The following is a 23,038-nucleotide window of genomic DNA, read 5'->3' as shown; positions in this document are numbered from 1 at the left end:
CGTCCCCATCGTCATTTCGGCCAGGTCAGGCACTTCAGTGTTCGGCCGTCATGCGCAGCGCTGCGAGCACGTCCGCGTCCGTCAGCTGCCCGAACTCCTCGTAGCACAGGCCCACGGATGTGAAGCCGGGCGGCCGGTGCAGGCAGAGCACCTCGTCGGCCTCGGCGCTCATTTGTTCCGCCGCCTGCGGTGAGCCGACCGGCACGGCCAGCACCACGCGGCGGGGCGACTGACGCCGTACACAGCGAAGGGCTGCGCGGGCCGTCGAGCCGGTCGCCAGCCCGTCGTCCACGACGATGACCGTCCGGCCGCTCAGATCGAGGGCGGGACGGCCCTGCCGGTAGAGGTGTTCGCGGCGGCGGAGCTCCTCGCGTTCCCTCTTCACCACGGGGGCGAGCGACGTCTCGCTGAGGCCCAGGTAGTCGAGGGTGCGCCGGTCGAAGAGCGGATCCTCCTCACCCACGATCGCGCCGGCGCCGAACTCCTCGTGGTCCGGAACGCCGATCTTCCGTACGACCAGCACGTCGAGCGGGGCGCCGAGCACGCGCGCCACCTCGTGGGCCACGGCGACGCCTCCGCGGGGCAGCGCCAGGACGAGGGGGTCGGTCAGGGCGCCCTTCTCCTGCTGGATCCGCAGCCGCTCGGCCAGTTCCCGCCCGGCCTGCCCGCGGTCATGGAACTGCATCGCGGTCGCCACTCCTTCCCACCAAGACGGCCCCCTCCTCCGGTGCCCCGCGTACCCCTCACGCGCCGGTCGACGCCCGGGGCGATTGACCCCGTGGGCCCCCCTCAGTGGTTGGGTGCCGCCTTGCCGATGTCCGTCAGCGCGGGGTGCGGATTCTCCGTCGCGGCCAGGTCGCCGAGGCTGATCACCCCGACCGGACAGCCGCCGCGCTCGACGACCGGGAGGCGGCGCACGGCGTGCCGGCGCATCAGCTCGATGGCCCGGTCGGTCGTGTCGTCGGGCGTCAGGGTCGCCACGGGCGGTGGCGTGCACACGGATCCGACGGTCGTCACGGCGGGGTCGCGGCCCTCGGCGAGAGCACGGATCACGATGTCACGGTCGGTGAGCACGCCGAACAGATCGACGTCGTAGGCCACCAGCACGTCTCCGACGTCCTGCTCACGCATCACTCGGGCCGCGCGAGCCACCGTGGTCATGGGCTCGACGGCGGCCGCGCCGGACGACATCACGTCGCGTACTTTCCGGGTCATGGTTCCTCCCAGGTCCTGGATCGGCGAGCTTGGGCACGTCGCCCGCGTAGCCCGCAGCGGGCCCGGTAAACCGGCCACGGGTCATGGCTGATCCAGTGCTCCGCAGGCAACGTCTGCCCGTAAAGGAGTGAGCGGCGTCCCGTGCGTGCTCCGGGGTCCCCCGGCCGCAGGCTGGAGGAGCCGCCGGGTGCGGGCCCTCGTACTGGACGTACCTGGGTCTGTGCCCGGTGCGGCGAGTGGGGCCATCTCCACGCCCCTTGCGGCAGTGGGGGAGCGTGCCGGGCGTCGCGACGGGGCAGACGCCCAACCTATGCCGTCAAGATCCTCACGATCCATGGCCCCGTCGCCGCAGCCGGTCCGTGCACTGCCGCATCAGGAGCCGGTCGTCGCAGAACCAGCCCTGCCAGGGCTCGTCGAGCGGCAGCCACGCCGCGGGCTGGCCCTCTTCGGGCGTCAACTTCGGTCCTCGGTCCAGGACTTCGAGAAAGGTCACACCCACGGTGGCCGACCAGTCGGGGTGATAGGAGCGGACCGTGACGGCCGCCGGCGCCTCAAGGAGCTCGGCCCGGACGCCGGTCTCCTCCTGCAGCTCCCGGCGCGCCGCTTCCCGCGGCGTCTCGCCGGGGTCCACCTTGCCCCCGGGCGGCACCCATCCCCGCCAGCGGTGCCGCACCAGCAGGACCTGCGTCAGCGTGCTGTCGAAGCACCACACCTCGGCGGCCAACGGCGGGTTCAGCGCCGCCTGCGGGTGCAGCAGCCGCTCCAGGGCGTTGTCGTACACGGCGTGTGCCTGCCGCGCATCCCGCACTGCGGCTTCGAGGGTGCGGGTTTCAATGCGGTGCGGTGTCATCTGCCGGAGAGTACGGCGAGCCTCTGACAGTCGTGCTTCCCGCTACGGCCCCTTCCCGGCGGGCGTCCGGCTGCCTACCGTTCGGCTCATGGACCTGGATCACCAACAGGATGCGCCTGTACGGCATTTCGACCACTGCCCGTGGCTGTTCGCCGAGGACGCGAACGAGGCGCAGCGGCACGCCCAGTGGTCGCGGCAGCGGGCGGTCGGCGGGGACAGCGGGATCGGCGAACGGTGCTACGTCGCCCATTCCGCGGCGGTGTTCCCGGACCGGCTGCGCCTCGGCGACGACTCGTACATCGCCGCGCACGCCTATGTCACCGGGGAGTTGACCACCGGCGCGGACTGCACGCTGAACCCGTTCACCACGGTGCGGGGCACGGTCGTGCTGGGCGACGGCGTACGGATCGGCGCACACACGTCACTGCTCGGCTTCAACCATTCGACGAAACCCGCCTGCAACGTGCTGGACGTGGCGCACCCCTTGTGGCTGTGCGGCCGACAGCTCGGTGCGGGCTCCGGGGGCGACGGCTACCGTACGGCCGAGATCCGGGCCTGGGCCGAGCGTCAGCTGGCCGCCGCCCTGCCCCGCTGGCACGACGGCCGGGGGTTCGGCTTCGGACCCACGGGCCCCGGCCCCGAGCCGGGCCTTCAAGGCACCGAGATGTGGCTCGCCATCATCTGGTATCTCGCCGACCTGCTGGGCCGCTCCGACGACCTCGGCTACCGGCCACGCGGCGTCCACCGCCCCGAGCCGGCACGCACAGGCCTCGGCCGGCACGCCTAGCTCCCCCAACGGCCTGTTCCCGCAGGCCTGTCGCCTGTTACCTGCTGCCTGTCGCTACCGGCGCCGCCATGGCAGCACCGCCGCGTCGGTCTCGGCGCTCTCGGCGCGGTGCAGGGCGTCGCTGATGGCTTCACCGATCTCCGCGAACTGCCGTACCTGTTCCGGGGTGAGCGCGTCGAACACGGCCCGGCGCACGGCGGCCACATGTCCCGGGGCCGCCCGCTCCAGCAGAGCCCTGCCTCCGTCGGTGAGGACGGCGAGCTGGCCGCGGCCGTCGTCAGGGTCCTCCCTGCGGTCCACCAGGCCGACCTCGCGCAGCCGGCTCACGGCGTGGGTGAGCCGGCTGCGGGTGATCTTGAGCCGTTGGGCCAGCTCGGACATGCCGAGAACGCCGTCGGGCGTGGACGAGAGGTGGGCGAGCAGGCTGTAGTCGGCGTGTGTCATACCGGCGTCACGCCGCAGCTGCCGGTTCAGATGGTCGGCGAGCAGGGTGGAGAAGTCGACGTAGGCCAGCCAGGCCCGTCGTTCGTCGGCGTTGAGCCAGCGCGGCGTCGTGGACATGGGCACACTCTACCGAGCTTTAGTTTGAACTTTCAATCACTTGACCCTGGACCCGATGCCCCACGGTTCGCCCGGCGATTAGTGGGCGTCCGTGAACTCCGGCTCCCGGTCCACCTCCACCGACACCGACGGCTCCGCGGTACCGGACTCGCCGGTCCGGCGGCCGGGCAGCACCGCGAGGACGATCAGTGTTCCGGCGGCCATGATGATCCCGCCGATCAGACTGGTGCGGGCGACGCCGTGGGCGAACGACTCGTGCACGGCTTCGACCAGGGCCTGCGCCTGCTGCGCCCCGCCGCTGGGGTTCTTCGCGACCTCTTCGGCGACCGCCAGACCGCCGCCCACCGAGTCCTTGGCGGCGTCCAGCGCGGCGGCCGGGAGGTGGCCGCCGATCATCTCAGTCAGCTTGTCGCGGTAGGCGGTGCCGAGCAGCGAGCCGAGGATCGCGATGCCCAGGGAGCCGCCGAGCTCCAGCGCGGTGTCGTTGGCTCCACCGCCGACACCCAACTCGCCCTCCGGGAAGGAACCCATGATCGTGTCGGTGGCCGGGGACACGCTCAGGCCGATCGCGAAGCCGAGGAGCGCCATCGTCGGCAGGAAGTCGGTGTACGTCGAGTTCTTGTCGATCTGGGTGAGCAGGAGGACGCCGAACGTGCCGATCACCATGCCGGCGGCCACCATCGGCTTCATCCCCAGCTTCGGCGTCAGTCGGCCGGTGATCGCGGCGCCGACGAAGACGGCACCGGCCAGCGGCAGCAGCCGTATCCCGGTCTCCAGGGCGTCGTAGCCGAGGACGAACTGCAGGAACTGCGTGGCGTAGTAGATCGCGCCGAAGGTGCCGAAGAAGAAGAACAGCACCGCCAGCATGGAGCCGCTGAAGGGACGCAGCCGGAACCTGCGGACGTCCAGCATGGGGTGCGGGTGGCGCAACTCCCAGGCGACGAAGGCGGCCAGGCCCAGCCCTGCGACCACGGCGGCGGCGGCGATCGGGCCGGCGCCCCATCCGAAGTGCGGGCCCTCGATGGTCGCGTAGACCAGGCTGCCGACGGAGACGATGGAGAGCAGACCGCCCACGTAGTCGATCCGGCCCATCGTCGCCGCCCTGGAGGGCGGGACCAGCGCCAGGGCGCCGATGACCGCGGCGACGGCGATGGGGACGTTGATCAGGAAGGTGGAGCCCCAGGCGTGGTCCCCCAGCAGGTACCCGGCGACCAGGGGGCCCACGGCGATCGCGAGCCCGGAGGTGGCGGTCCAGGCCGTGATGGCCTTGGCGCGCTCACTCCTGGGGAAGATCGCGACGAGCAGTGACAGCGTGGCCGGCATCACCACCGCGGCACCGACACCCATGATCGCCCGGGCCGTGATGACCAGGCCGGTCTGAGGGACCAGACTGCCCATCACGGAACCCCCGGCGAAGATCACCAGACCGGCGACGAGTGCGCCGCGGCGGCTGTACTTGTCGCCGATCGAGCCCAGGAGCAGCATCAGCGCCGCGTACGGGACGGTGTAGCCGTCGATGACCCACTGCAGGTCGCTGCTGCTCAGACCGAGGTCCTTCGTCATGGCCGGCGCCGCCACGATCAGCGATGTGTTCGCCATGACCACGATCAGCAGGCTCAGACACAGGACCAGCAGGGCCCACCAGCGCCGCGCGTAGGGCCCGGCCATCTTCTCTACGGGGGTGTTGGCAAGGGAGGGCATCGGAGGCTCCTAGGGGACGAGTTAATTGCCCATCGATGTGCAGACTAGTTTGTTGCCCATCGATGTGCAAATATCACCGGAGCCCCCGACCGCACCCTCGGTGACATCGCCAAGGCCGGCGGATTCGCACGTCGCACGGTCCACGTCCACTTCGCCGGCCGCTCCGCGCCCGTGGAGGGAATCGCCGCGCACGCGGCGAAGGCGATACGTCGCGCCGCCGCCGTCACCCGCGGTCCGGCCTCCGGCGCCGCGACCGCCCTGGCCCGCTTCCTCCTCACGCCGTGGCCGGCTGGCGACCGCTGTCGCGTCCTCACAGACACACCCGCCCCGCTGAAGGAAGAGCTCGTGTACCCGCCGCATGGCCTCCGGCACGAAGAGCAGCGGCATGATCCGGAACAGCACGGTCAACCACTGGATCCAGGGCACGCGCGCCGGCAGCTCCGGCGCGGTGAGTTCGCCGTCGGGCCCGTGCAGCAGGGCGGTGATCAGCCAGTGGCCGAGCACGACCAGGACGATCGCCCACGCGCGCAGGAAGTCGACGTGACGGTCTCGGCTCATGCGTCGCACGCTTCCGCGGCCCCGCCGTCGGGACGGCGAGAAGTCCGGGCCGCAACCGATCCCTGCCCGGTATGAGATCACTCGGAACCGGACCTCCGGACCTCACCTCTGCCGGGCCCTCACCGCTGTGGGGCTCACGCCTCCCGGACGGGCTCCGCGGGCGGCACGGTCGCCGCGGCCTCCTCGACCACCGCGGTCGCCCGCTTCTGCGGCACTCCGGCCGCGATGAGCGCGGCCACGGCCGTACGGGTCCCGTCGTCCTCCAGCGCCCCGGTGTTCACTTCCTCCAGCAGCGCGACCGTCATCCCCTCAAGTCCCGCGCTCAGCACGGCAGGCGGCAGATGGGAGTGAAAGACGCCGTCACGCTGTCCTCGCGTCAGGATGGCCGTGGCGACCTCACGGGCCGGGGCCAGCACCTCGGTCACGCGCTCCGCACCGAGGTCACGCCGCGCCAGCCCCAGCAGCATCCGATAGCGGTCGCCCACCGGCCACAGGGAGAGCACGAAGTACGCGAGCGCCCTCTCGGCCGGCTCCTCGGGCCGCGCCCCGCGCACGAGCGCCTCCCGCAGCGTCTCGGACGCCTCTTCGGTGAGTGCCTCCAGCAGGGCCGCGCGGCCGGGGAAATGGCCGAAGAGCGTGCGCCGTACGACACCTGCGGCGCGCGCGAGTTCCTCCAGGGTGACGTCGGGATTGCGCCCGAGCTCCTGCCGGGCCGTGGCCAGGATGCGTGCCCTGTTCGACCGCGAGTTGCGGCGCAGCGGCTCACGGGCGGCGGCGGGCTTGGTCACGAATCCACCTCGGCGGACGTGTCGGCGGGACGGCTGAGCAGGAGGAACGGCTGGCCCATTTTGGCACGGCACCTCGCAGCCGGTTCCGGTTCCGGGCGCCGGGCTCGACCGCTGGGGAGGCGCCGGCCGCCCGCCGAAGCGCGCACGTCAGCCATTCCGTCCGAGAACGAACAGCTGCCCGGACGGTCACCCGGAGGTGGCACGGTGACCGGTACTCGCGTCCCGGAGTCCCGAGGCCCCCGACCCACACCAGCCTTGAGCTGCTTGCTTCTTGACGGCTCGACACGGCCCGGTCTTCTGTCACGGCGCCTCGACGCGAGCGGGGCCATGCAGCCGTCCCTCGTTACCGACGGTCCAGATATGGCCAGATCCAGCCGCGCATCGTGTGCGGCGTGACAAACATCTGCCACTGTGCGCTTCTTCCAGTGTCGAGTGTTTTCTGTGTCATTCGGGAGGGATGCGTGTGCTGAGACGGGAGACGTTCCGGCTTCCCCGCCATCCGGCTTCGGTCGGCTTTGCCCGGTACCAGGTGCGGCAACATCTGGCCGCCTGGGGGTACGGCACGGGTGAGGACATGACGGAGAGGGTCGTCCTGCTGGCCTCCGAGCTGGCGGCCAACGTCGTCCGTCACGGGCCCATCCTTGAGCGCGAGTTCGAGATGGCGGTGACGGCGCGGGCCGACGGCTCCTGCTTCATAGCCGTCTCCGACGAGAGTTCCGCGCAGCCCGTCCTGCACGAGGTGCCGACGGCGGACGACGAGAAGGGGCGCGGTCTGCATCTCGTCGACCAGCTCGCCCAGACCTGGGGAGTACGGCCCCGGGGGCGGCAGGGCAAGACCGTCTGGGCGGTGGTACGTCATCCGGGTTCGCGCACCGCCGCCGGCATGCCGTCACCGAGATCGGTGAGTGCGACGATCCGGACACCGCAGACGCGGCGCAGGTAGCGCATCATCCCCTGCGAGGTGCGATGCCAGGACAGCTGCGTCATGCCGTCCTGGCGTAGCTGCGCAAGTTGCACACAATCCGGTCAAGAGGTCAACCGGTCAAGAGGTCATCGGCGGAGACGGGCCGGTCCACCGCCGGGCCGCCGCGTGCCGAGGAACGCCGTTCGAGCCGATCGAGGACCGTCTCGCCCCACTGGAGGTTCGCCTGCTCCAGGGCGATCCCGCCCAGCAGGGTGAGGTAGGGACCGATGCGCTCGGCAGTGGCGAGGTAGTCCTCCTCGCTGCGGCCGTCCAGCATGCGCTCCTGCATGCGCCGGTAGCGGGCCAGCTTGGCGGTGGCCCGCTCGTGGCGCTCGGCGACCGCGGCCCGTACGGCGTCGAACTCCGCGATGTCTCCGATGTCGACGCACTGGACCTTGACCATCAGCTCGTCGCGCAGGGCCAGCGGTTTGACCGGGGTCTCGCCGACGTAGTCGCGCAGCACCCGGAGGCCGGTCTCGGTGAGCGAGAAGAGCCGCTTGTTGGGGCGGCGCTCCTGCTGGACGACCCGGGCGGAGACGAGCCCCTCGCTCTCCATGCGCTCCAGCTCGCGATAGAGCTGCTGGGGGGTGGCCATCCAGAAGTTGGCGACCGAGGCCTCGAAGCCTTTCGCGAGGTCGTATCCGGAGGCCTCGCCCTCCAGAAGCGCGGCCATCACCGCGTTACGCAGAGCCATTCGCCCAATTTATCAGCTTGTTGATTAGTCAAGAGGGCGACTATCAAGGCCAGTGAACGCGGTCACCGGCAGCAACGCGGGCCGCTTGGCCTGGCGCCCGTCGCCGGACGAGCGGCCGCGTACCCGCCGCACGACCCAGGGGCCCAGGAAGCCACCGACCCAGCGCAGTTCGGCACCGACGACTCGCAGGCCGGTGCGCGCCGTCGCGTCGGGAGGCAGGGGTCGCGTCCAGCTGTCGTCGCTGCCCGGCAGGTCCAGGGCGTGGGCGACCGCGGCCGCGATGAGGGCGTGGCCGCGCGGGCTGGCGTGCAGCCGGTCTGCGCTCCACATCCGGCCGTCGGTCACCGCCGGGTGGGGCGCCGAGTCGACCACCACGACACCGTGCCGCTGGGCCGCCTCCCGGATGCGGGCGTTCAGCGCGACGACGCGTGGTGCGAGCGGCCGGGCCGAAGGGGCGATCCGGCCGATGTCGGGGAAGGTGAGCGTCGCGACGCGAGCGCCCTGCCCGGTGAGCGCGGCGAACATGGCCTCCAGGTGACCGGCGACCTCGTCCGCGTCGAACCGGGGTCGCAGCACGTCATTGAGGCCGGCGACGACCGTGGCGAGGTCGGGCCGCAGTGCCAGGGCGGGCGCCAGTTGCCCGGCACGCACCTGCCGGGCCGGCCGCCCCCGCACGGCGAGGTTGGCGTACAGCAGGCCCGGGCTCTCCTCGGCGAGGTGCTCGGCGAGCCGGTCCGCCCAGCCGCGCAGGCCCCGGACGTCGTCGCCGTCGCCGACCCCTTCGGTCTGGCTGTCGCCCAGGGCGACGTATCGCAGATATCCGCTGTCTGCCACGAGCACCGTCCGCCTTTCGCCCTGCCGGCGCCACGCCGACAAGGGAAGACTAATTGCTTATTCGCATTGTTGACTATACCCAGGCACCCGACCGAGGTGAACGCGGTGCTCGGCTCACGGTTGCGTCAGTGCACGGACAATCCGCCGTCCACGAAGACGGCCTGCCCCGTGACGTACGCGGAGGCGCGGCTTGCCAGGAACACGGCTGCGCCCGCGAAGTCCTCGGCCAGGCCGTTGCGCCCGACCATCGTGCGGGCGGCCAGCGCCGCGACCTTCTCGGGATCGGACGACAGGCGCTCGTTGAGCGGTGTCATCACGAAACCGGGCACGAGCGTGTTGCAGGTGACGCCGTGCGGCGACCAGGCCTCGGCCTGGGACCGGGCCAGCGACTCCAGCGCCCCTTTGGACACCCCGTAGGCGCCGCTCTGGACGAAGGCCCGGTGCGCCTGTTGGGAGGTGATGTGGATGATGCGTCCGAAGCCCCGTTCGGCCATGCCGGGTCCGAAGCGCTGTCCCAGCAGATAGGGCGCCTCCAGGTTCACCGCCATCGTGGTGTCCCAGACCTCCTCGCCCAACGCCCCCATCGGCGGCCGCAGGTTGACGCCCGCGCTGTTGACGAGGATGTCGGGTTCCCCGAAGGCCTCGGCCGCCTTCTCGGCCGCCGCCCGCACGCCGTCGCGAGTGCCGAGGTCGCCGCTCACCCAGGCCGCCCGGCAGCCGTCGGCCGTCAACTCCTCCACCGTGGCGGCCAGTTCCGCCTCCTTGCGCGCCACCACCACGACGCTCGCCCCGGCATGGGCGAGGGCCCCGGCGATCGCCCGCCCGATGCCGGAACTGCCGCCGGTCACCACGGCGACACGGCCGTCCAGCGAGAACAATGCGGAGAGGTACGTCTGCGAGGTCATCTCCGCACCCTAGACACAGCACCCGGCGTGGCGCGGCCCAGGGCGCCCGGCGTGCACGACCGTCACGGCCGACCCGGTGTCTCAGGCGCCGGTGTAGCCGAGTTGGCGCCTCATGTACGGGGTCATGAGGGCCTTCGCCTTGGCCAGCACGGAGGTTCGGCTGCCGAGAACCGCGCTCTCGCCGCCCGGCACCGGCAGCAGGGTCAGCCCGTCGGCCGGGCCGAAGGGCACGATGAGCGGGGTGCGGTGGATCGGGCGGTAGAAGCGCGGCTGCTTGCGATGCCTGCCGGAACTGTTGAGATGGGTGCGGATGTTCCAGGCGGCGAGGTAGGCCTGGGCCAGGCGGTCCCCTCCCGCCCGTCGCGGACGAGGAAGAGCGTGATCGTCCGCCTGGAGCGGCCGGGCACGCTCCCACCGCAACTGCTCCTCCACGGGATGGGCCGCTCCCTCGCTCCACTGGGCGCTCGACTGGGCGCTCGGCGGAGTCCATTCCGAGACCGCGGGCCTTCTCACCGCAGCAGGGGGTGCCTCGTCCCGCGGACGCGACGCGTAGCGGCTCCCTCGTCAGGAGTCGAGGTCGTCGGCGAAGTGCCGGAAGCCGTGCCGGTTGTGGTGCATCTCCCAGAGCGTGTCCGCGAGGACGGCCGGATCCTTCCTGGGGTGCCCGGGGATGATCGCGCCGGGGATGATCAGCTGGCCGACGTGGATGCCCTCGCCGGCCAGCGTGTCGTGCAGAAGATGGCCGTACGCGCTCTCCGCGGCGAAGGCGATGGACGTGCCGGCCCGGTCGGCGTGCGGGACGACGGCGCTGCCGCCGTTGACGAACAGGACGGTTCCTCGGCCCAGCGCGCGCATGCCGGGCAGCACCTGCTGGACGGCTGCCACGGGCCCGTAGACGGAGAACTCGATCGGTGCGACGAGGTCGGTGTGGGTGGTCTCCAGCACCGGACGCATGAAGTCGCCCTGTGGGACCGGGCTGTACTGCAGGACCTCGATCGGGCCGAGCTCCGTGTGCACCGCGTCGAGGGCGGCCACGAGGGACTTCGGGTCGCGTACGTCGGCGGCGTAGCCGCGTGCCGTGACGCCGGCGTCGGCCAGGTCGGCGGCGAGGGCGTTCGTCCGCTGGTGATTGCGGGAGACGAGCGCCACGTCGAAGCCCTCACGGCCGAAGCGGCGGGCGACCGCGGCGCCCAGACCCGGTCCGGCTCCGATGACGGCGATGGTGGTCATGGCTCTTCCTTTGTCCGGACGGTCACTTCTGGGTCGGGCTCGAGGGTGGTCACGGCGCCGAGTTGGTGATCAACGCACTGTAGACCGCCATGGCAAGGGCGCCGCCGAGGTGCCGGCATGTGTTCAGGACACCACGTGCGACACCGGCCCGCTGCCCCGGTACCTTGAGGGCTGGGAAGTAGTCGAGAAGGACCTGGCGGCAGCGGCCGCATGGCGGCACGACGCCTCGGGCGCGGTCACCCACGGCGACGATGGTGTCCAGGTCATAGGCGCCCTGGGGTGCAGCAGCGCCGATGAGGACCAGCTCCGCGCAGGGGCCTCCGGTGAAGTGGTAGGCGTTCACCGCGGTGAAGATCCGGCCGTCCCGGGCGCGGGCCGCAGCCGCCATGGTGCGGTTGTCGCCCCGGCAGCGTGTGGCCGCGACGTGCGCCGCTGCCCGGATCAGCTCGCGGTCGACGCGGTCGGTCCGCGTGGTCATCTTCTCTGCCTCCATGCGGTTTCAGGGGAGGTTGGCCCTGTCGACGACGGCGCGCAGGAGCGGGTCGTCAGCGTGGCGGTTTCGCCAGATGATGGAGCCGCGGATCATGCTGCCCCGCTCCTTCAGCTCGCGGTATGGAGGCACACGGGGGAGATCAGGAGTGTGCCGATGGCCACGTCTGCCCCTGAGCCGCCGTCCGTCGATCCGGCCACGGTGATCGAAGCCGCGGCGTCGTTCAGCGCGGAATCACCCAGCCCGGCCTCCAGGTCCCGGCGGCGTCGTGGCCGGCCGTCGTGGCGGCGAGGTGGGCGCGGAGGGTGGCCAGCGCTGGGTGGGGGTTGTCGCGGTGCCAGAGGAGCGAGTGCGGGTAGACGGGCGTCGGGTCGGTCACCGGGATGCGGCGCAGGCCGTGGTCGGCGGGCCAGATGAGGCGGGTGGGCTCGCCCATGAAGGTGGCCAGGGCCGGGGTGTCGGCGATGGTGTCGAGGAGCGCGTCGGAGCCGAAGTTGGGGCCGGTCGCCTCGATGGTGAGGCCGAACTCGGCGACGAGGTCGTCGTAGTAGGCGCCCCACTCGGTACCGGGAGCGATGCCGGGCATCCAGATCCGGTGCCCGGTGAGCTGGGCGACGGTCACGGACCGGGCGCCCGCCAGTGTGTGGGCGGGGCCGGTGAGGAGTTGGAGCGGCTCGTCGAGCACCCGGACGGAGGCGATGTCCTCGGGAAGAGGTCGGCCGGGCGCGGCGACGGCGCGGAAGGACGCGTCTATGGCACCGGAGCGGATGGCGGTGATGGCCGTCTCGATGTCGAACAGCATCATCACGTCGAGGTCGATGTCGGGGTGCACGCGGTGGAAGCCGCGCATCAGGCCCGACTGCGCGCTGCGCGAGGCGATGATGTCGACGCGCAGTGGACGGCGGCCGGTGCGCACGGACGCGACCGCGCGCTCGGCGACGCGCAGCAGGTCGCGCGCGTGGGGCAGGAACGCCTGCCCGTCGATGGTCGGCTCGGCGCCACGCGGCGTTCGAGTGAACAGCCGCACGCCAAGGTCGCGCTCCAGCGCGGCGATGCGCTTGGACACAGCCTGCTGGGTGATCGACAGGTCGGCGGCGGCTTTCTGAAACTGGCCCGCTCCCGCGACGGCGACGAAGGTACGTACGGCTTCGAGGTCCACGCCGACCCACCTTAGTGAACAACGGATGGTTGTGGATAGCTGGTGCATCAGTTGTTTGACCTGCTGTTATCCAGCCCGCTTAGCTCTCACGGGTCAACGTCGGTTTGTTCGGATGGGTCAGTAAGGGGAGCGCGCTGAGCAAGATGGGCAGGAGACCGTTGGGCCGGCAGTTCGGCTGGCTGTGGGCGGCATACGCGGTGAGCGCGTATGGATCCGGGCTGGGATTCGGGGCATTGCCGCTGATCGCCGTGTTGGCCTTGCATGCCAGCCCCGCTGAGGTGTCCGCGCTGTCTGCCGTGGGACCTGCGGTGGGCGCGCTGATCGCGGTGCCTCTCGGGCCGTGGGTGGAGTTCCGGCGTAAGCGCCCGGTCATGATCATGATGGACTTGGCCCGGTTTGCGGCCATGGCGACGATTCCGGTCGCCTACGCCTTCGGATGGCTCAGGTTCGTCCAGCTGCTCGTGGTCTCGGCCGTGGTCGCCGCAGCCAAGATCGCCTTCAACGCGGCCAGCGGCGCCTACCTCAAGGCCCTCGTGCGGCCGGACGACCTGCTCGTCGCCAACGCGCGGTTCGAGTCCACGAACTGGAGCTCCATCGCGGTGGGGCCACCGCTCGGCGGGGCGGCGATCGGCCTGTTCGGGCCGGTCACCACCGTGGTGGCCGACGCGCTCAGCTACCTCCTCTCCGCGCTGGGCATCACCGCGATCCGCGGCCGGGAAGAAGCGCCGCGAACGACCGACAAGAGCCCGGTCCGGGCGGGCGCACCACTCGACGGGTGGCGGCACCTCATGGGGCACCCCGGTCTGCGGGCGCTCTACCTCAACAACCTGCTCGTCGGCGGTCTGATCATGGCCACCGAGCCGCTGCTGGCCGTGCTCCTGCTTCGCCAGCTCGGGTTCCCGCCCTGGCAGTACGGCCTCGCCTTCGCCGCCCCCTGCCTCGGCGGACTCATCGGCTCCCGGCTGGCCCTGCGCGTCGTGGCCCGCTACGGCAGGCACCGGGTCTTCCGGACCGTCGGCACCCTGCGCGCCATCTGGCTGATCGGCCTGGCCTTCGTCCGTCCCGGCATCGTCGGCCTCGTCACCGTGATGGCCGTCGAGCTGGCAATCATCATCAACATGAGCCTGTACAGCCCGGTGCTCGCCACATACCGGCTCGAACACACCCCCAAGCACCTCGTCGCCCGCACCCTGTCGGCCTGGTCGATCGGCCAGCAGGCGTCCATCGCCGTCCTCACCGCACTCGCCGGGCTGCTCGCCGACGTCACCAGCCCACGCACCGCTCTCACAGTCGCAGGACTGCTCATCCTGACCACACCGCTCCTGCTTCCCCGACAGGACCAGACGTCGCAGCACGAGCCGGAACTGTCCCGCAGTCACTCATGAGGCACCACAACTTGCCACCCGCAGGCCGCAGCCGGTCCGCCGGTGCGTGTCCGCGTCGACCTGGCACACCACCGTTTGAGGAGAACACTCGCGTGAGCACTGCCCCTGCGCTTGACCCCACCCACACCGCTCTTCTCGTCATGGACTACCAGCCCGCGATCCTGGCCTTTGTGCCCGAAGGCGAGGCCCGAAACGCGCTGCTCGGTCGTGTGAAGGGGGCCATCGCCGACGTTCGGGCAAACGGCGGCACCATCGCCTACGTACGCGTCGGCTTCACCGATGCCGACTGGGACGCGATCCCGGCGGTCAACAAGTCCTTCGCCCCGCTGGCCCAACACCGCGTCATGCACCACGAGGACCCTGCCACCGCCCTCCACGAGCTTCTGGCTCCCCAGGACGGCGACATCATCGTGCGCAAGCTCCGCTACGGCGGCATGTCCACCACTGACCTCGACCAGCAGTTGCGCGAGCGCGGCATCACCACTCTGGTCGTCTCCGGCATCAGCACCAGCGGCGCCGTCCTGTCCACCGTCATCGACGCGGCCGACCGCGACTACCAGCTCTACGTCCTGTCCGACGGCGTCGCCGACCCGGACACCGAAGTCCACAACGTCCTGCTCCACAGAGTCTTCCCCTCACGGGCTCACATCATCGACACCGCTGAGCTGCACGGCCTGCTCCAGACCGACTGACCCGAACCACGAGCCAGTCCCCCTGCGGCCGCCGCGCCCACCCGGTGTGGCGGCCCGCCCGCACCTCCGTGCCGGACCAGCGGCAGCCCGGAGCTCGCACCGGCCGCCTACCGCCCCCTCGCCAAAGGCTTCGACGGCGCTGGGCCACCGCCCCCGCCCGGCCTTCGCACCGCGCAGTCACTGCTCCGAGTGCGACCACGGCGCCTTCAGCGTCATAGTCCGCCGGGCCGGGCCGGGAGCCTGGCGGTACCGACGTCGACACGCACCCGACACAGACGATGACGACCAAGTCCCCTACCCCTGCCGGGTGTTGAGGCGCGGATCAGGATCAGGCCCACTTGCCGATGAGCTCGTCGGCGACCCACTGTGCGATGTCGGCGGGACAGGGCGCCGAGAGGCCGAGGACGATGTGCCGGAAACCGGGTCGATCGCCTCGCCGATCGCAGCCCTTCGCTCAGCCGCTCAACGCCGCCGGAGCAACGGGTCGAGCAGTGCGGGCGGAGTGTCGAACTTCTCGTGCGCGGCAAGGTCGGTGCCGGGTGCGACGACCGCATCGATCGCGTCCAGTACGTCGGCGGGGAGCACGGTGTCCGCGGCGGCGAGTTGCGCGTGGAGGTGGTCCGTCGTGCGGGGGCCGATGAGCGCGCTCGTCACGGCGGGGTGCGCGGTCACGAACCCGAGGGCGAGCTGGATCATGGTCAGGCCGGCGCCGTCGGCGATCTCGGCCAACCGCTCGACGGCATCGAGCCTGGCCCGGTTGGCGGGGACGGCGGTGTCGAAGCGTTGCGGCATGAACGTCGAGCGACTGGTGGTGATCTCCTGGCCCGCCCGAATCGCGCCCGACAGCCAGCCGGAGGCCAGCGGGCTCCACACCAGCACACCGAGCCCGTACTCCTGGGTCACGGGCAGTACATGGGCCTCGATCCCGCGCTGCACCATCGAGTAGCTGGGCTGTTCGGTGACGTAACGGCTCAGGTGGTGCTCGCGTGCGGCCCACTGGGCCTGCACGATGCGGTACGCGGGGAAGGTCGAGGAGCCGAAGTAGCGGATCTTTCCCGCGCGTTGCAGGTCGGTCAGGGCCGACAGCGTCTCCTCGTCGCTGGTGGTGGGGTCCCACCGGTGGATCTGGTAGAGATCGACATGGTCGACACCGAGACGGCGCAGGCTGTTGTCCAGTTCGGTGACCAGCCAACGGCGTGAACTGCCTTGGTGGTTGCGCTCGTTGCCCATCGGCATGCTCGCCTTTGTGGCCAGCACGATGTCGTCGCGGCGGCCGGCGATGGCTTTGCCGACCATCTCCTCCGACTCGCCGCCGCTGTACATGTCAGCGGTGTCGATGAGGTTGATCCCGCCTTCGAGGGCGGCGTCGACGATGGCGGTGGCCTCGCCCTGTGTGGTGCGCCCTATCGCACCGAAGTTCATCGCGCCGAGCGCGAGCGAGCTGACCTGCACACCGGTGCGGCCCAAGGTGCGGTACTGCATGACTGTGTTCCTCCATCGCGGATGAAGCGTGGTGACTGTGCGTGCGGTGACAGTGCGCGGTGACAGTGCGCGCGCAAGTGGTTTCCGGGCCCCCTGCTCTGGCATCATGAGCAAACGGAACCTCGTTCCGGAAACGATACGGAACACTGTTCCGCTTTACAAGCCCAGGCAGTGGAGGCAGCGGCGCGATGAACGACAGCGGCGAGGGCGCGGGGCAGACCGCCCGGTCCAAGCGGGCGGACGCCCGGCGCAACAAGGAGACTCTGCTCGACGCGGCCGCCGCGGTCTTCGTGGCGTCCGGCGTGGAAGCACCGGTACGCGACATCGCGGCCGAGGCCGGTGTCGGGCTGGGCACGATCTACCGCCACTTCCCGACCAGAGCGGACCTCATCATCGCCGTCTACCGGCACCAGGTGGACGCCTGCGCCGAGGCCGGTCCCGCCCTGCTGGCGAGCGGTCCGACCCCCCACGCCGCACTGGGGAAATGGATCAGCCTCTTCGTGGACTTCCTGGTCACCAAGCACGGACTCGCCGCCGTGCTTCGGTCCGACAACGCCGGCTTCGACACGCTGCACGCCTACTTCCTCGACCGCCTCGTGCCCGTGTGCACCCAACTCCTCGACGCGGCAGCCGAGTCGGGAGAGATTGGGTCAGACCTGGAGGCCTACGAGCTCATGCGCGGCGTCGGAAACCTCTGCGTGGGCGCGGACAGCGATCCGCACTACGACGCACGCCGACTGGTCGAACTCCTCATCGCGGGGCTACGCCGGCCGCAGTGACCCGGTCGCCGAGGACGGCGGACCGCGACCCGGCGGCAACCGGTCGGCGACCGTCGCCACTGCCGCGTCGGTCGCATCGGGCACGTCAGGCGTATCGGGCGGTGAAAAAAGCAAAGGCAAGGAGTTCTCCACTCCTTGCCACTCTCAACGTATAGCGCACCGGGGGGCTTGCGGCAAGGCCCCCGTCATGGCGCAGAATCGCAGGCCGAGGCCAGAACCTGCGGAAACGGGAGATCCAAGAAGTGCGTGTTTTGTTGTCGGTTCATGGGGCGCACGGTGATGTCGGGCCCCGGGCGGGACTCGCGCCGCGGAGGCGCGCACCCGGCGCCGAGGTGCGGCTGTGCGCGTCGCCGGATCCCGCGAAAACGACCTCAGATCGGACCCGATGACATGAACCCCCTCACCACCAGTGCGTTCGATCTTCCCGACCGCCTCTCCGCCAAGGCCGACCCGACGCTGACCGGCCGCGACGAGTTGCACTTCGCAGCCATCGCCCAGTGCCTCGAGCAGACGATCGCCGAACTGTCCGACCGCCTCGACGCCGAGCTCAGGGCGCCCGCCGGTATGGGCCAGGAGGCGATGGACCGGGACATCGAGGTCCACCGGCTGAACAGTCGGCTGCGTACCCTGCGGCGCTTCGGCCTGGACCTGTGTCTCGGGCACATGGTCCCGTCGGACGACCCCGATCCGGTGTACGTCGGACGACTGGGCCTGACCGACAGCGAGGGCCGCCGGCTGCTGATCGACTGGCGTTCCCCGGCGGCTGCGCCCTTCTTCGCGGCGACCCACGCCAGTCCGATGGGGCTGGCCAGCCGCCGCCGGTATCGCTGGACCCGCGGTCGGATCAGCGACTACTGGGACGAGGTGTTCACCGCCGACGGGCTCGAAGGGCACGCCGCGCTCGACGACCAGTCCGCCTTCGTCGCCAGCCTGGGCGCCAACCGGTCGTCCCGGATGCGGGACGTGCTCGCCACCATCCAGGCGGACCAGGACGCCATCATCCGGGCGGGATCGCGCGGCGCCCTCGTCGTCGACGGCGGCCCGGGCACCGGCAAGACGGTCGTCGCCCTGCACCGCACCGCCCACCTCCTGTACGCCGACCCGCGTCTCGGCCACCGTCGCGGCGGTGTGCTGTTCGTCGGTCCGCACCGTCCCTACCTGGCCTATGTCTCCGACGTCCTGCCCAGCCTCGGCGAGGAGGGTGTGCAGACCTGCATCCTGCGGGACCTCGTCCCCGAAGGGGCCTCGGCGGCGGTCGAGGCCGACCCGGACGTGGCCCGCCTGAAGTCGTCCGCGGGCATGGTGAAAGCGATCGAGAAGGCCGTCAGGTTCTACGAGGAACCGCCCACCGAGCCCTTGACGGTCACGGTCGACCTGACCGACATCCCGCTGAGCGCGAACGACTGGGCCGAGGCCTTCGACGCACCGGAACCGGGCACCCCGCACAACGAGGCGCGCGACCAGGTCTGGGAGAAGCTGGTCGAGATCCTGCGAGACAAGTACAACGGCGACGTCCCGCCCGACGTGTTCCGCAGGGTGCTGCGGCGGGACGAGGGGCTGAACGCGGCGCTCGGCCGTGCGTGGCCGATGCTGGACGCCGCCGACGTCGTGGGAGACCTGTGGTCGGTGCCCGCCTATCTGCGGATGTGCGCTCCCTGGCTCGGCCCCGACGACGTACGGAAGCTGCAGCGCGCGGAAGCCCGGGCGTGGACGGCGTCGGACCTGCCCCTGCTCGATGCGGCACGGCAGCGGCTCGGCGACTCGCGGGCGTCCCTGCGCAAGCGCCGGCACGAGGCGTCGGTCGCCGCCGAACGCGCCTACCGGGCCCAGGTCACCGAGAACCTGCTCAGGACCGATGACGACTGGCAGGGCATGCTGATGTCGATGCTGACCGGGCAGGACCTGCAGAACAGCCTGGTCGACGCGGACACGCCGCCCGACACCGACCCCGACCTGCTCGCCGGCCCGTTCGCACACATCGTCGTCGACGAGGCTCAGGAACTGACCGACGCGGAGTGGCAGATGCTGCTCCTGCGCTGCCCGTCCCGGAGCTTCACCATCGTCGGGGACCGCGCCCAGGCCAGGCACGGGTTCACCGAGTCGTGGCAGGAGCGCCTGGAGCGGGTCGGATTCGACCGGATCGACGTGGCCTCGCTGAGCATCAACTACCGTACGCCGGAAGAGGTCATGGCCGAGGCCAAGCCGGTCATCCGGGCCGCGCTGCCGGACGCCAACGTGCCGACCTCCATCCGCAGCAACAACATCCCCGTCCTGCACGGATCCGCTGCGGATCTGGAGTCCATCCTCGGCACCTGGCTCGCCTCGGAAACCGAGGGGATCGCCTGCGTCATCGGCGACCCCACGTTCCGGGCGACGTACCGCGTGCGGTCTCTGTCCCCCGAGTTGTCGAAGGGGCTCGAGTTCGACCTGGTCGTCCTCGTCGACCCGGAGGCGTTCGGCGACGGTGTCGAAGGCGCGGTCGACCGCTATGTCGCGATGACCCGGGCGACCCGACAACTGGTCGTCCTCACGAGCTAGCAGCTAGCTGTATTGAGCCGGAGCACCGTTCGCCCCGTCGCGCAGACCTTGCCCGCCGGGGCACCGGCCTCCCGCCGTCACGGACTTGAGCTCGTCCAGGGATTCCCGTACCACCTGGGCCATGGTGCGTTCCTCGGCCGCCGCGATCCAGCGCTCGAAGCCGACCTTGAAAACGGCGACCCCCGCTTCGGCGGTCAGGCTCGCCGCCGGCTCCGTGACGCCGCGTCCGCGCAGTGCGTCGGCGAGCGCGGCGGACAGCGAGGCGAGCTTGATCAGCTCGCGCTCCTGGAGTTCCGCGTGCGCCGCGACGACGGCGTATCGCTGCCGGGCGAACTCGCGGCGGTCCACGAACACCTCGGAGACCGCCTCGAGTCCCGCCGCCATGGCACCGATAGGCGCCGCGGCCTCGGGCGCCTCGGCGACCGCGTTCACGAACAGCTCCTGCAATGCGCTCGAACCGCCGAACAGCACCTCGCGCTTGTCGGCGTAGTGCCGGAAGAAGGTCCGCTCGGTGAGGCCGGCCAGTTTGGCGATCTCCGCCACCGTCGTCTGCTCGTAGCCGCGCTCGCTGTAGAGCTCCAACGCCGCTTTCGCCAGACGTTCGCGCGCGTTCGGCTCCCATCTACCCATGGGCAGATCCTACGTGATGACAGCAACTGACATCACGTGTTAGCTTCGATGACAGTCACTGACATCGACAATCCGGGGAGCTTTCCCATGCGCATTTTCGTGACCGGCGCGTCCGGCTGGATCGGCTCCGCCCTCGTTCCCGAACTCATCGACGCGGGACACCATGTCGTGGGGCTCGCCCGCTCCGACGCCTCCGCCGCCGCACTCACCGCCGCCGGGGCGGAAGCGGTCCGCGGCACGCTCGACGACCTCGACGTCCTGGGCGGCGCCGCCGCCGCGTCGGACGGGGTGATCCACCTGGCTTTCAAGCACGACATAGCGTTCACCGGCGACTTCCAGGGCGCCGTCGAGGCCGACCGCCGCGCCGTCGACGCTCTCGGGGACGCGCTGGCGGGCAGCGACCGCCCCTTCGTCCTCGCCTCGGGCCTGGCCGGCCTCAAGCCGGGGCAGGTGGCGACCGAGCGGGACGTGGCCACGGCCGACGGCTCGCCGGTCACCCGGCGTGCGGCCACCGCCATGGCGGTACTCGCACTCGCCTCGCGCGGCGTGCGCTCATCCGTGGTGCGGCTCTCTCCGACCTGCCACGGCGACGGAGACAACGGCTTCATGGCGACCCTGGTCGCCATAGCCCGCGCCAAGGGGGTCTCCGCCCACGTCGGCGACGGCGCCAACCGCTGGCCGGCCGTCCACCGCCTCGACGCGGCACGGCTGTTCCGGCTGGCGTTCGAGAAGGCTCCCGCGGGGACGGTGCTGCACGGTGTCGCGGAGGAAGGCGTCGCGCTCAGGGACGTGGCCGAGGTCATCGGCCGCCATCTCGATGTGCCGGTGACGTCCGTGGCTCCCGACGACGCGGCCGAGCACTTCTCCTGGCTGGGCGGCTTCCTCGGGCTCGACTGCCTGGCGTCGAACACCGTGACCCGCGAACTGCTGGACTGGCAGCCGACCCACCCCGGCCTCCTCGAAGACCTCGACAAGGGCCATTACTTCGACACCTCTGCCACCCCGGTGCTCGGCGCCTGACAAGCCGACTCGCGTCATCGCCCTCGAAGGACGCCCGCCCGGAGGGCCGCCAACCGGCTGCTACGGCCCTGCAGTCGGACCGAAACCGGCGCGCGCCTCGGACGAGTCCCGCGCCGGGAAGTGTGCCGCAGTCCTCCGCGGCGGTGTGCGTGTCGCCGTCGAGGGCGGCGCGCAGGCCCCGGCGGCGGCCCAGCAGCCGGGAGAGCGGGCGCCCTGCCGGCAACCCGGGCCGACACGATTTCGTTGCCGGCCGCTCGTCGGGCACACCGGCGATCCTTCGCAGTGATCACGCCGCCGTGAAGGCAAGGACGACGTTGTGGCCGCCGAAGCCGAAGGAATGGCTGACGGCCGCGCGTACGTCCTGGCGGCGGGGCTGTTTGGTGACGCAGTCGATGTCGAACTCGGGCGCGGGAGCCTGGAGGTTGGCGATCGGCGGTACACGTCGGTGCTGGATGGTCAGGACCGTGAGGGCGGCCTCGATCGCGCCCGCGGCGCCGAGGGTGTGGCCGAGGACGCCCTTGGGCGCGGTGACACTGGGGCGGTGCGGCAGGGCGCGGGCGATCAACGTGGCTTCGGTGGCGTCGTTGATCGGGGTGGACGTGCCATGGGAGTTGACGTGATCCACGTCATGAGGGGCGAGGTCCGCCTCGTCGAGGGCGGTGCGCAGAGCCGCCTCCGCTCCCTCGGCACCCTCCGGCGGAGCGGTCGGGTGGTGTGCGTCGGAGGTGCTCCCGCACCCGGCGAGCAGGGCACGGGGGCGGGCCCCTCGGGCGGCGGCGTCCTCGGCGCGTTCCAGGATCAGGACGCCGGCACCCTCGGCCATCACGAAGCCGTCCCGGTCGGCGGCGAAGGGGCGGGACGCCTCGGCGACCGCGTGACTCCGTTCCGACAGCGCGCCCATACGCCAGAAGCCGGCCGTGGTCAGGCGGCTGACGGCGGCTTCGACGCCCCCTGCCACCGCGATGTCGCACAGGCCGGCGCCGAGCAGGACGCGGGCCAGCGAGATCGCGGTGGCGCCGGAGGCGCAGGCGGTGGCCGGCGCCAGGCTCACCCCACGGGCGTGGAGGTCGATGGACACCTCACCGGCCACCAGGTTCGGAATGATCATGGGGATGGAGAGGGGTGAGGCCTGGTCGGGTCCGCGCCGTTCGAGCCGCAGGTGCTGCTCCTCCCACTTCTCGGTACCGCCCATGCCGCAGCCGATGATCGTGGCCACCCGGGCTCCCTGCCACCTCGCCGGGTCCAGGCCCGCATCGCGTACGGCCTCCCGGGCGGCGAGGACACCGAGCTTGGCGATCCGGCCCATGCGCCAGGACTTGCGCCCGACACACCGGTCGATGTCGTCCTCCAGGAGCGGGAGACGGCAGGAGAAGTCCACCGCCAGTCCCTCCAGGGCCGCGTCGGGTGCGGCGAGGGAGCGTCCGGCGCACACCGCCTCCCAGGTGGCCTCGACCCCCTGCCCTCCCGGGGTGATCAGGCCGAGGCCGGTGACGGCGATCGGCTGCTTCGACCGGCTCACCGGGCCTCCGCCCCGGCCGCGCGCAGCTCGTCGAGATAGGCGGTCACCTCGGCGAGTGTCGTGCTCCGGTTGGCGCGCTCGCCCTCGGCCTTCACGCCGAGGTTCTCTTCGAGGACCAGGACGAACTCGGCCAGCGCGAGGGAGTCCAACTCAAGCTGTTCCAGGGTGACTTCCGGTGTCAGCTCATCCTCGGGGATACGGAAGGTGGAGGTGAGCGCGGCGCAGACGACGCCGTAGGTGTCGGTCGTGGTGTGCAT

24 protein-coding genes and 2 pseudogenes are annotated in these 23,038 nt (G+C 71.1%); 7 read left to right on the top strand and 19 right to left on the bottom strand.

The window, feature by feature from the left end:
• Positions 1–34 precede the first annotated feature (34 nt).
• The 3 genes from ACYUED_RS42865 to ACYUED_RS42855 form a co-directional block, all read right to left on the bottom strand.
• Positions 35–685: a phosphoribosyltransferase gene (locus ACYUED_RS42865; protein WP_491289796.1), complete on the bottom strand. Its 651-nt coding sequence runs from the start codon at positions 683–685 to the stop codon at positions 35–37.
• Between the two features lie 104 nt (positions 686–789).
• Complete coding sequence (locus ACYUED_RS42860) at positions 790–1,215, bottom strand: CBS domain-containing protein (RefSeq protein ID WP_491289795.1); 426 nt, start codon at positions 1,213–1,215, stop codon at positions 790–792.
• A gap of 325 nt (positions 1,216–1,540) precedes the next feature.
• Entirely contained in the window at positions 1,541–2,065 is a 525-nt protein-coding gene (locus ACYUED_RS42855; RefSeq protein ID WP_491289794.1) for an NUDIX hydrolase, read from the bottom strand.
• 88 nt (positions 2,066–2,153) lie between these two features.
• On the opposite strand from ACYUED_RS42855, the gene ACYUED_RS42850 reads away from it, so the two are divergent.
• Complete coding sequence (locus ACYUED_RS42850; protein WP_491289793.1) at positions 2,154–2,852, top strand: acyltransferase; 699 nt, start codon at positions 2,154–2,156, stop codon at positions 2,850–2,852.
• 54 nt (positions 2,853–2,906) lie between these two features.
• Here ACYUED_RS42850 and ACYUED_RS42845 read toward each other — a convergent pair whose 3' ends face one another.
• From ACYUED_RS42845 to ACYUED_RS42830, 4 genes are all read right to left on the bottom strand, one after another.
• Entirely contained in the window at positions 2,907–3,413 is a 507-nt protein-coding gene (locus tag ACYUED_RS42845) for a MarR family winged helix-turn-helix transcriptional regulator (protein ID WP_491289792.1), read from the bottom strand.
• Positions 3,414–3,491: 78 nt separating this feature from the next.
• Positions 3,492–5,114, bottom strand: coding sequence for an MFS transporter (locus ACYUED_RS42840; protein WP_491289791.1), 1,623 nt, complete (start codon positions 5,112–5,114; stop codon positions 3,492–3,494).
• Between the two features lie 21 nt (positions 5,115–5,135).
• A complete protein-coding gene (locus ACYUED_RS42835; protein WP_491289790.1) occupies positions 5,136–5,681 on the bottom strand; it encodes a hypothetical protein in 546 nt (181 codons plus the stop codon).
• A gap of 125 nt (positions 5,682–5,806) precedes the next feature.
• A complete protein-coding gene (locus tag ACYUED_RS42830; RefSeq protein ID WP_491289789.1) occupies positions 5,807–6,460 on the bottom strand; it encodes a TetR/AcrR family transcriptional regulator in 654 nt (217 codons plus the stop codon).
• Positions 6,461–6,923: 463 nt separating this feature from the next.
• Between ACYUED_RS42830 and ACYUED_RS42825 the strand changes: the two genes are divergently transcribed.
• Positions 6,924–7,403, top strand: coding sequence for an ATP-binding protein (locus ACYUED_RS42825; RefSeq protein WP_491294697.1), 480 nt, complete (start codon positions 6,924–6,926; stop codon positions 7,401–7,403).
• Between the two features lie 91 nt (positions 7,404–7,494).
• Here the strand turns inward: ACYUED_RS42825 and ACYUED_RS42820 are convergent, their stop codons facing one another.
• From ACYUED_RS42820 to ACYUED_RS42785, 8 genes and pseudogenes are all read right to left on the bottom strand, one after another.
• Positions 7,495–8,118, bottom strand: a complete 624-nt coding sequence (locus ACYUED_RS42820) for a PadR family transcriptional regulator (protein ID WP_491289788.1) — start codon at positions 8,116–8,118, stop codon at positions 7,495–7,497.
• A 24-nt stretch (positions 8,119–8,142) separates the two neighbouring features.
• Complete coding sequence (locus ACYUED_RS42815; protein ID WP_491289787.1) at positions 8,143–8,952, bottom strand: SGNH/GDSL hydrolase family protein; 810 nt, start codon at positions 8,950–8,952, stop codon at positions 8,143–8,145.
• Positions 8,953–9,077: 125 nt separating this feature from the next.
• Positions 9,078–9,857, bottom strand: a complete 780-nt coding sequence (locus ACYUED_RS42810; protein WP_491289786.1) for an SDR family NAD(P)-dependent oxidoreductase — start codon at positions 9,855–9,857, stop codon at positions 9,078–9,080.
• A gap of 81 nt (positions 9,858–9,938) precedes the next feature.
• Positions 9,939–10,199, bottom strand: a pseudogene (locus ACYUED_RS42805) (oxidoreductase); the annotation flags it as partial.
• Positions 10,200–10,421: 222 nt separating this feature from the next.
• Positions 10,422–11,087 carry an SDR family NAD(P)-dependent oxidoreductase gene (locus tag ACYUED_RS42800; RefSeq protein ID WP_491289785.1) on the bottom strand — a complete coding sequence of 222 codons (666 nt, stop codon included), beginning with the start codon at positions 11,085–11,087 and terminating at the stop codon, positions 10,422–10,424.
• A gap of 49 nt (positions 11,088–11,136) precedes the next feature.
• A complete protein-coding gene (locus ACYUED_RS42795; protein WP_491289784.1) occupies positions 11,137–11,565 on the bottom strand; it encodes a cytidine/deoxycytidylate deaminase family protein in 429 nt (142 codons plus the stop codon).
• Positions 11,566–11,586: 21 nt separating this feature from the next.
• Positions 11,587–11,688: pseudogene (locus tag ACYUED_RS42790) on the bottom strand (transposase); the annotation flags it as partial.
• Positions 11,689–11,800: 112 nt separating this feature from the next.
• Positions 11,801–12,736: a LysR family transcriptional regulator gene (locus ACYUED_RS42785; protein WP_491289783.1), complete on the bottom strand. Its 936-nt coding sequence runs from the start codon at positions 12,734–12,736 to the stop codon at positions 11,801–11,803.
• Positions 12,737–12,879: 143 nt separating this feature from the next.
• On the opposite strand from ACYUED_RS42785, the gene ACYUED_RS42780 reads away from it, so the two are divergent.
• Both ACYUED_RS42780 and ACYUED_RS42775 read left to right on the top strand, forming a co-directional pair.
• The gene (locus tag ACYUED_RS42780; RefSeq protein WP_491289782.1) at positions 12,880–14,121 is read left to right on the top strand and encodes an MFS transporter; all 1,242 of its coding nucleotides are present in this window, start codon (positions 12,880–12,882) and stop codon (positions 14,119–14,121) included.
• A 92-nt stretch (positions 14,122–14,213) separates the two neighbouring features.
• Positions 14,214–14,813: a cysteine hydrolase family protein gene (locus ACYUED_RS42775; protein ID WP_491289781.1), complete on the top strand. Its 600-nt coding sequence runs from the start codon at positions 14,214–14,216 to the stop codon at positions 14,811–14,813.
• 462 nt (positions 14,814–15,275) lie between these two features.
• Here the strand turns inward: ACYUED_RS42775 and ACYUED_RS42770 are convergent, their stop codons facing one another.
• Positions 15,276–16,295 carry an aldo/keto reductase gene (locus tag ACYUED_RS42770; RefSeq protein WP_491289780.1) on the bottom strand — a complete coding sequence of 340 codons (1,020 nt, stop codon included), beginning with the start codon at positions 16,293–16,295 and terminating at the stop codon, positions 15,276–15,278.
• Positions 16,296–16,483: 188 nt separating this feature from the next.
• Between ACYUED_RS42770 and ACYUED_RS42765 the strand changes: the two genes are divergently transcribed.
• On the top strand, positions 16,484–17,074 hold the full coding sequence (locus ACYUED_RS42765) for a TetR/AcrR family transcriptional regulator (protein WP_491289779.1): 591 nt from the start codon (positions 16,484–16,486) through the stop codon (positions 17,072–17,074).
• 390 nt (positions 17,075–17,464) lie between these two features.
• Complete coding sequence (gene helR, locus ACYUED_RS42760) at positions 17,465–19,612, top strand: RNA polymerase recycling motor ATPase HelR (protein ID WP_491289778.1); 2,148 nt, start codon at positions 17,465–17,467, stop codon at positions 19,610–19,612.
• Positions 19,613–19,615: 3 nt separating this feature from the next.
• On the opposite strand, the gene ACYUED_RS42755 is transcribed toward helR, so the two are convergent.
• Entirely contained in the window at positions 19,616–20,242 is a 627-nt protein-coding gene (locus tag ACYUED_RS42755; protein WP_491289777.1) for a TetR/AcrR family transcriptional regulator, read from the bottom strand.
• Positions 20,243–20,329: 87 nt separating this feature from the next.
• On the opposite strand from ACYUED_RS42755, the gene ACYUED_RS42750 reads away from it, so the two are divergent.
• Positions 20,330–21,262 (top strand): SDR family oxidoreductase, encoded by a 933-nt coding sequence (locus tag ACYUED_RS42750; protein WP_491289776.1) that lies wholly within the window; start codon positions 20,330–20,332, stop codon positions 21,260–21,262.
• A gap of 286 nt (positions 21,263–21,548) precedes the next feature.
• Here ACYUED_RS42750 and ACYUED_RS42745 read toward each other — a convergent pair whose 3' ends face one another.
• Positions 21,549–22,781, bottom strand: a complete 1,233-nt coding sequence (locus ACYUED_RS42745) for a beta-ketoacyl-[acyl-carrier-protein] synthase family protein (protein WP_491289775.1) — start codon at positions 22,779–22,781, stop codon at positions 21,549–21,551.
• A complete protein-coding gene (locus ACYUED_RS42740) occupies positions 22,778–23,038 on the bottom strand; it encodes an acyl carrier protein (protein WP_266530577.1) in 261 nt (86 codons plus the stop codon). The genes ACYUED_RS42745 and ACYUED_RS42740 overlap by 4 nt, the downstream gene beginning before the upstream one ends.

It is taken from the genome of Streptomyces sp. DF42 (assembly GCF_058267695.1).
Note: the sequence above shows the minus strand (reverse complement) of the source record. Positions and strands in the feature narration are given on the sequence as shown.

What these genes read in the sequence shown, in the direction of transcription:
- ACYUED_RS42810 (WP_491289786.1), bottom strand. Translation starts at nt 9,857, where the DNA reads ATGACCTCGCAGACGTACCTCTCCGCATTGTTCTCGCTGGACGGCCGT.
- ACYUED_RS42845 (WP_491289792.1), bottom strand. Translation starts at nt 3,413, where the DNA reads ATGTCCACGACGCCGCGCTGGCTCAACGCCGACGAACGACGGGCCTGG.
- ACYUED_RS42780 (WP_491289782.1), top strand. Translation starts at nt 12,880, where the DNA reads ATGGGCAGGAGACCGTTGGGCCGGCAGTTCGGCTGGCTGTGGGCGGCA.
- ACYUED_RS42765 (WP_491289779.1), top strand. Translation starts at nt 16,484, where the DNA reads ATGAACGACAGCGGCGAGGGCGCGGGGCAGACCGCCCGGTCCAAGCGG.
- ACYUED_RS42860 (WP_491289795.1), bottom strand. Translation starts at nt 1,215, where the DNA reads ATGACCCGGAAAGTACGCGACGTGATGTCGTCCGGCGCGGCCGCCGTC.
- ACYUED_RS42740 (WP_266530577.1), bottom strand. Translation starts at nt 23,038, where the DNA reads ATGCACACCACGACCGACACCTACGGCGTCGTCTGCGCCGCGCTCACC.
- ACYUED_RS42800 (WP_491289785.1), bottom strand. Translation starts at nt 11,087, where the DNA reads ATGACCACCATCGCCGTCATCGGAGCCGGACCGGGTCTGGGCGCCGCG.
- ACYUED_RS42755 (WP_491289777.1), bottom strand. Translation starts at nt 20,242, where the DNA reads ATGGGTAGATGGGAGCCGAACGCGCGCGAACGTCTGGCGAAAGCGGCG.
- ACYUED_RS42750 (WP_491289776.1), top strand. Translation starts at nt 20,330, where the DNA reads ATGCGCATTTTCGTGACCGGCGCGTCCGGCTGGATCGGCTCCGCCCTC.
- ACYUED_RS42795 (WP_491289784.1), bottom strand. Translation starts at nt 11,565, where the DNA reads ATGACCACGCGGACCGACCGCGTCGACCGCGAGCTGATCCGGGCAGCG.
- ACYUED_RS42820 (WP_491289788.1), bottom strand. Translation starts at nt 8,118, where the DNA reads ATGGCTCTGCGTAACGCGGTGATGGCCGCGCTTCTGGAGGGCGAGGCC.
- ACYUED_RS42855 (WP_491289794.1), bottom strand. Translation starts at nt 2,065, where the DNA reads ATGACACCGCACCGCATTGAAACCCGCACCCTCGAAGCCGCAGTGCGG.
- ACYUED_RS42865 (WP_491289796.1), bottom strand. Translation starts at nt 685, where the DNA reads ATGCAGTTCCATGACCGCGGGCAGGCCGGGCGGGAACTGGCCGAGCGG.
- helR (WP_491289778.1), top strand. Translation starts at nt 17,465, where the DNA reads ATGAACCCCCTCACCACCAGTGCGTTCGATCTTCCCGACCGCCTCTCC.
- ACYUED_RS42770 (WP_491289780.1), bottom strand. Translation starts at nt 16,295, where the DNA reads ATGCAGTACCGCACCTTGGGCCGCACCGGTGTGCAGGTCAGCTCGCTC.
- ACYUED_RS42850 (WP_491289793.1), top strand. Translation starts at nt 2,154, where the DNA reads ATGGACCTGGATCACCAACAGGATGCGCCTGTACGGCATTTCGACCAC.
- ACYUED_RS42840 (WP_491289791.1), bottom strand. Translation starts at nt 5,114, where the DNA reads ATGCCCTCCCTTGCCAACACCCCCGTAGAGAAGATGGCCGGGCCCTAC.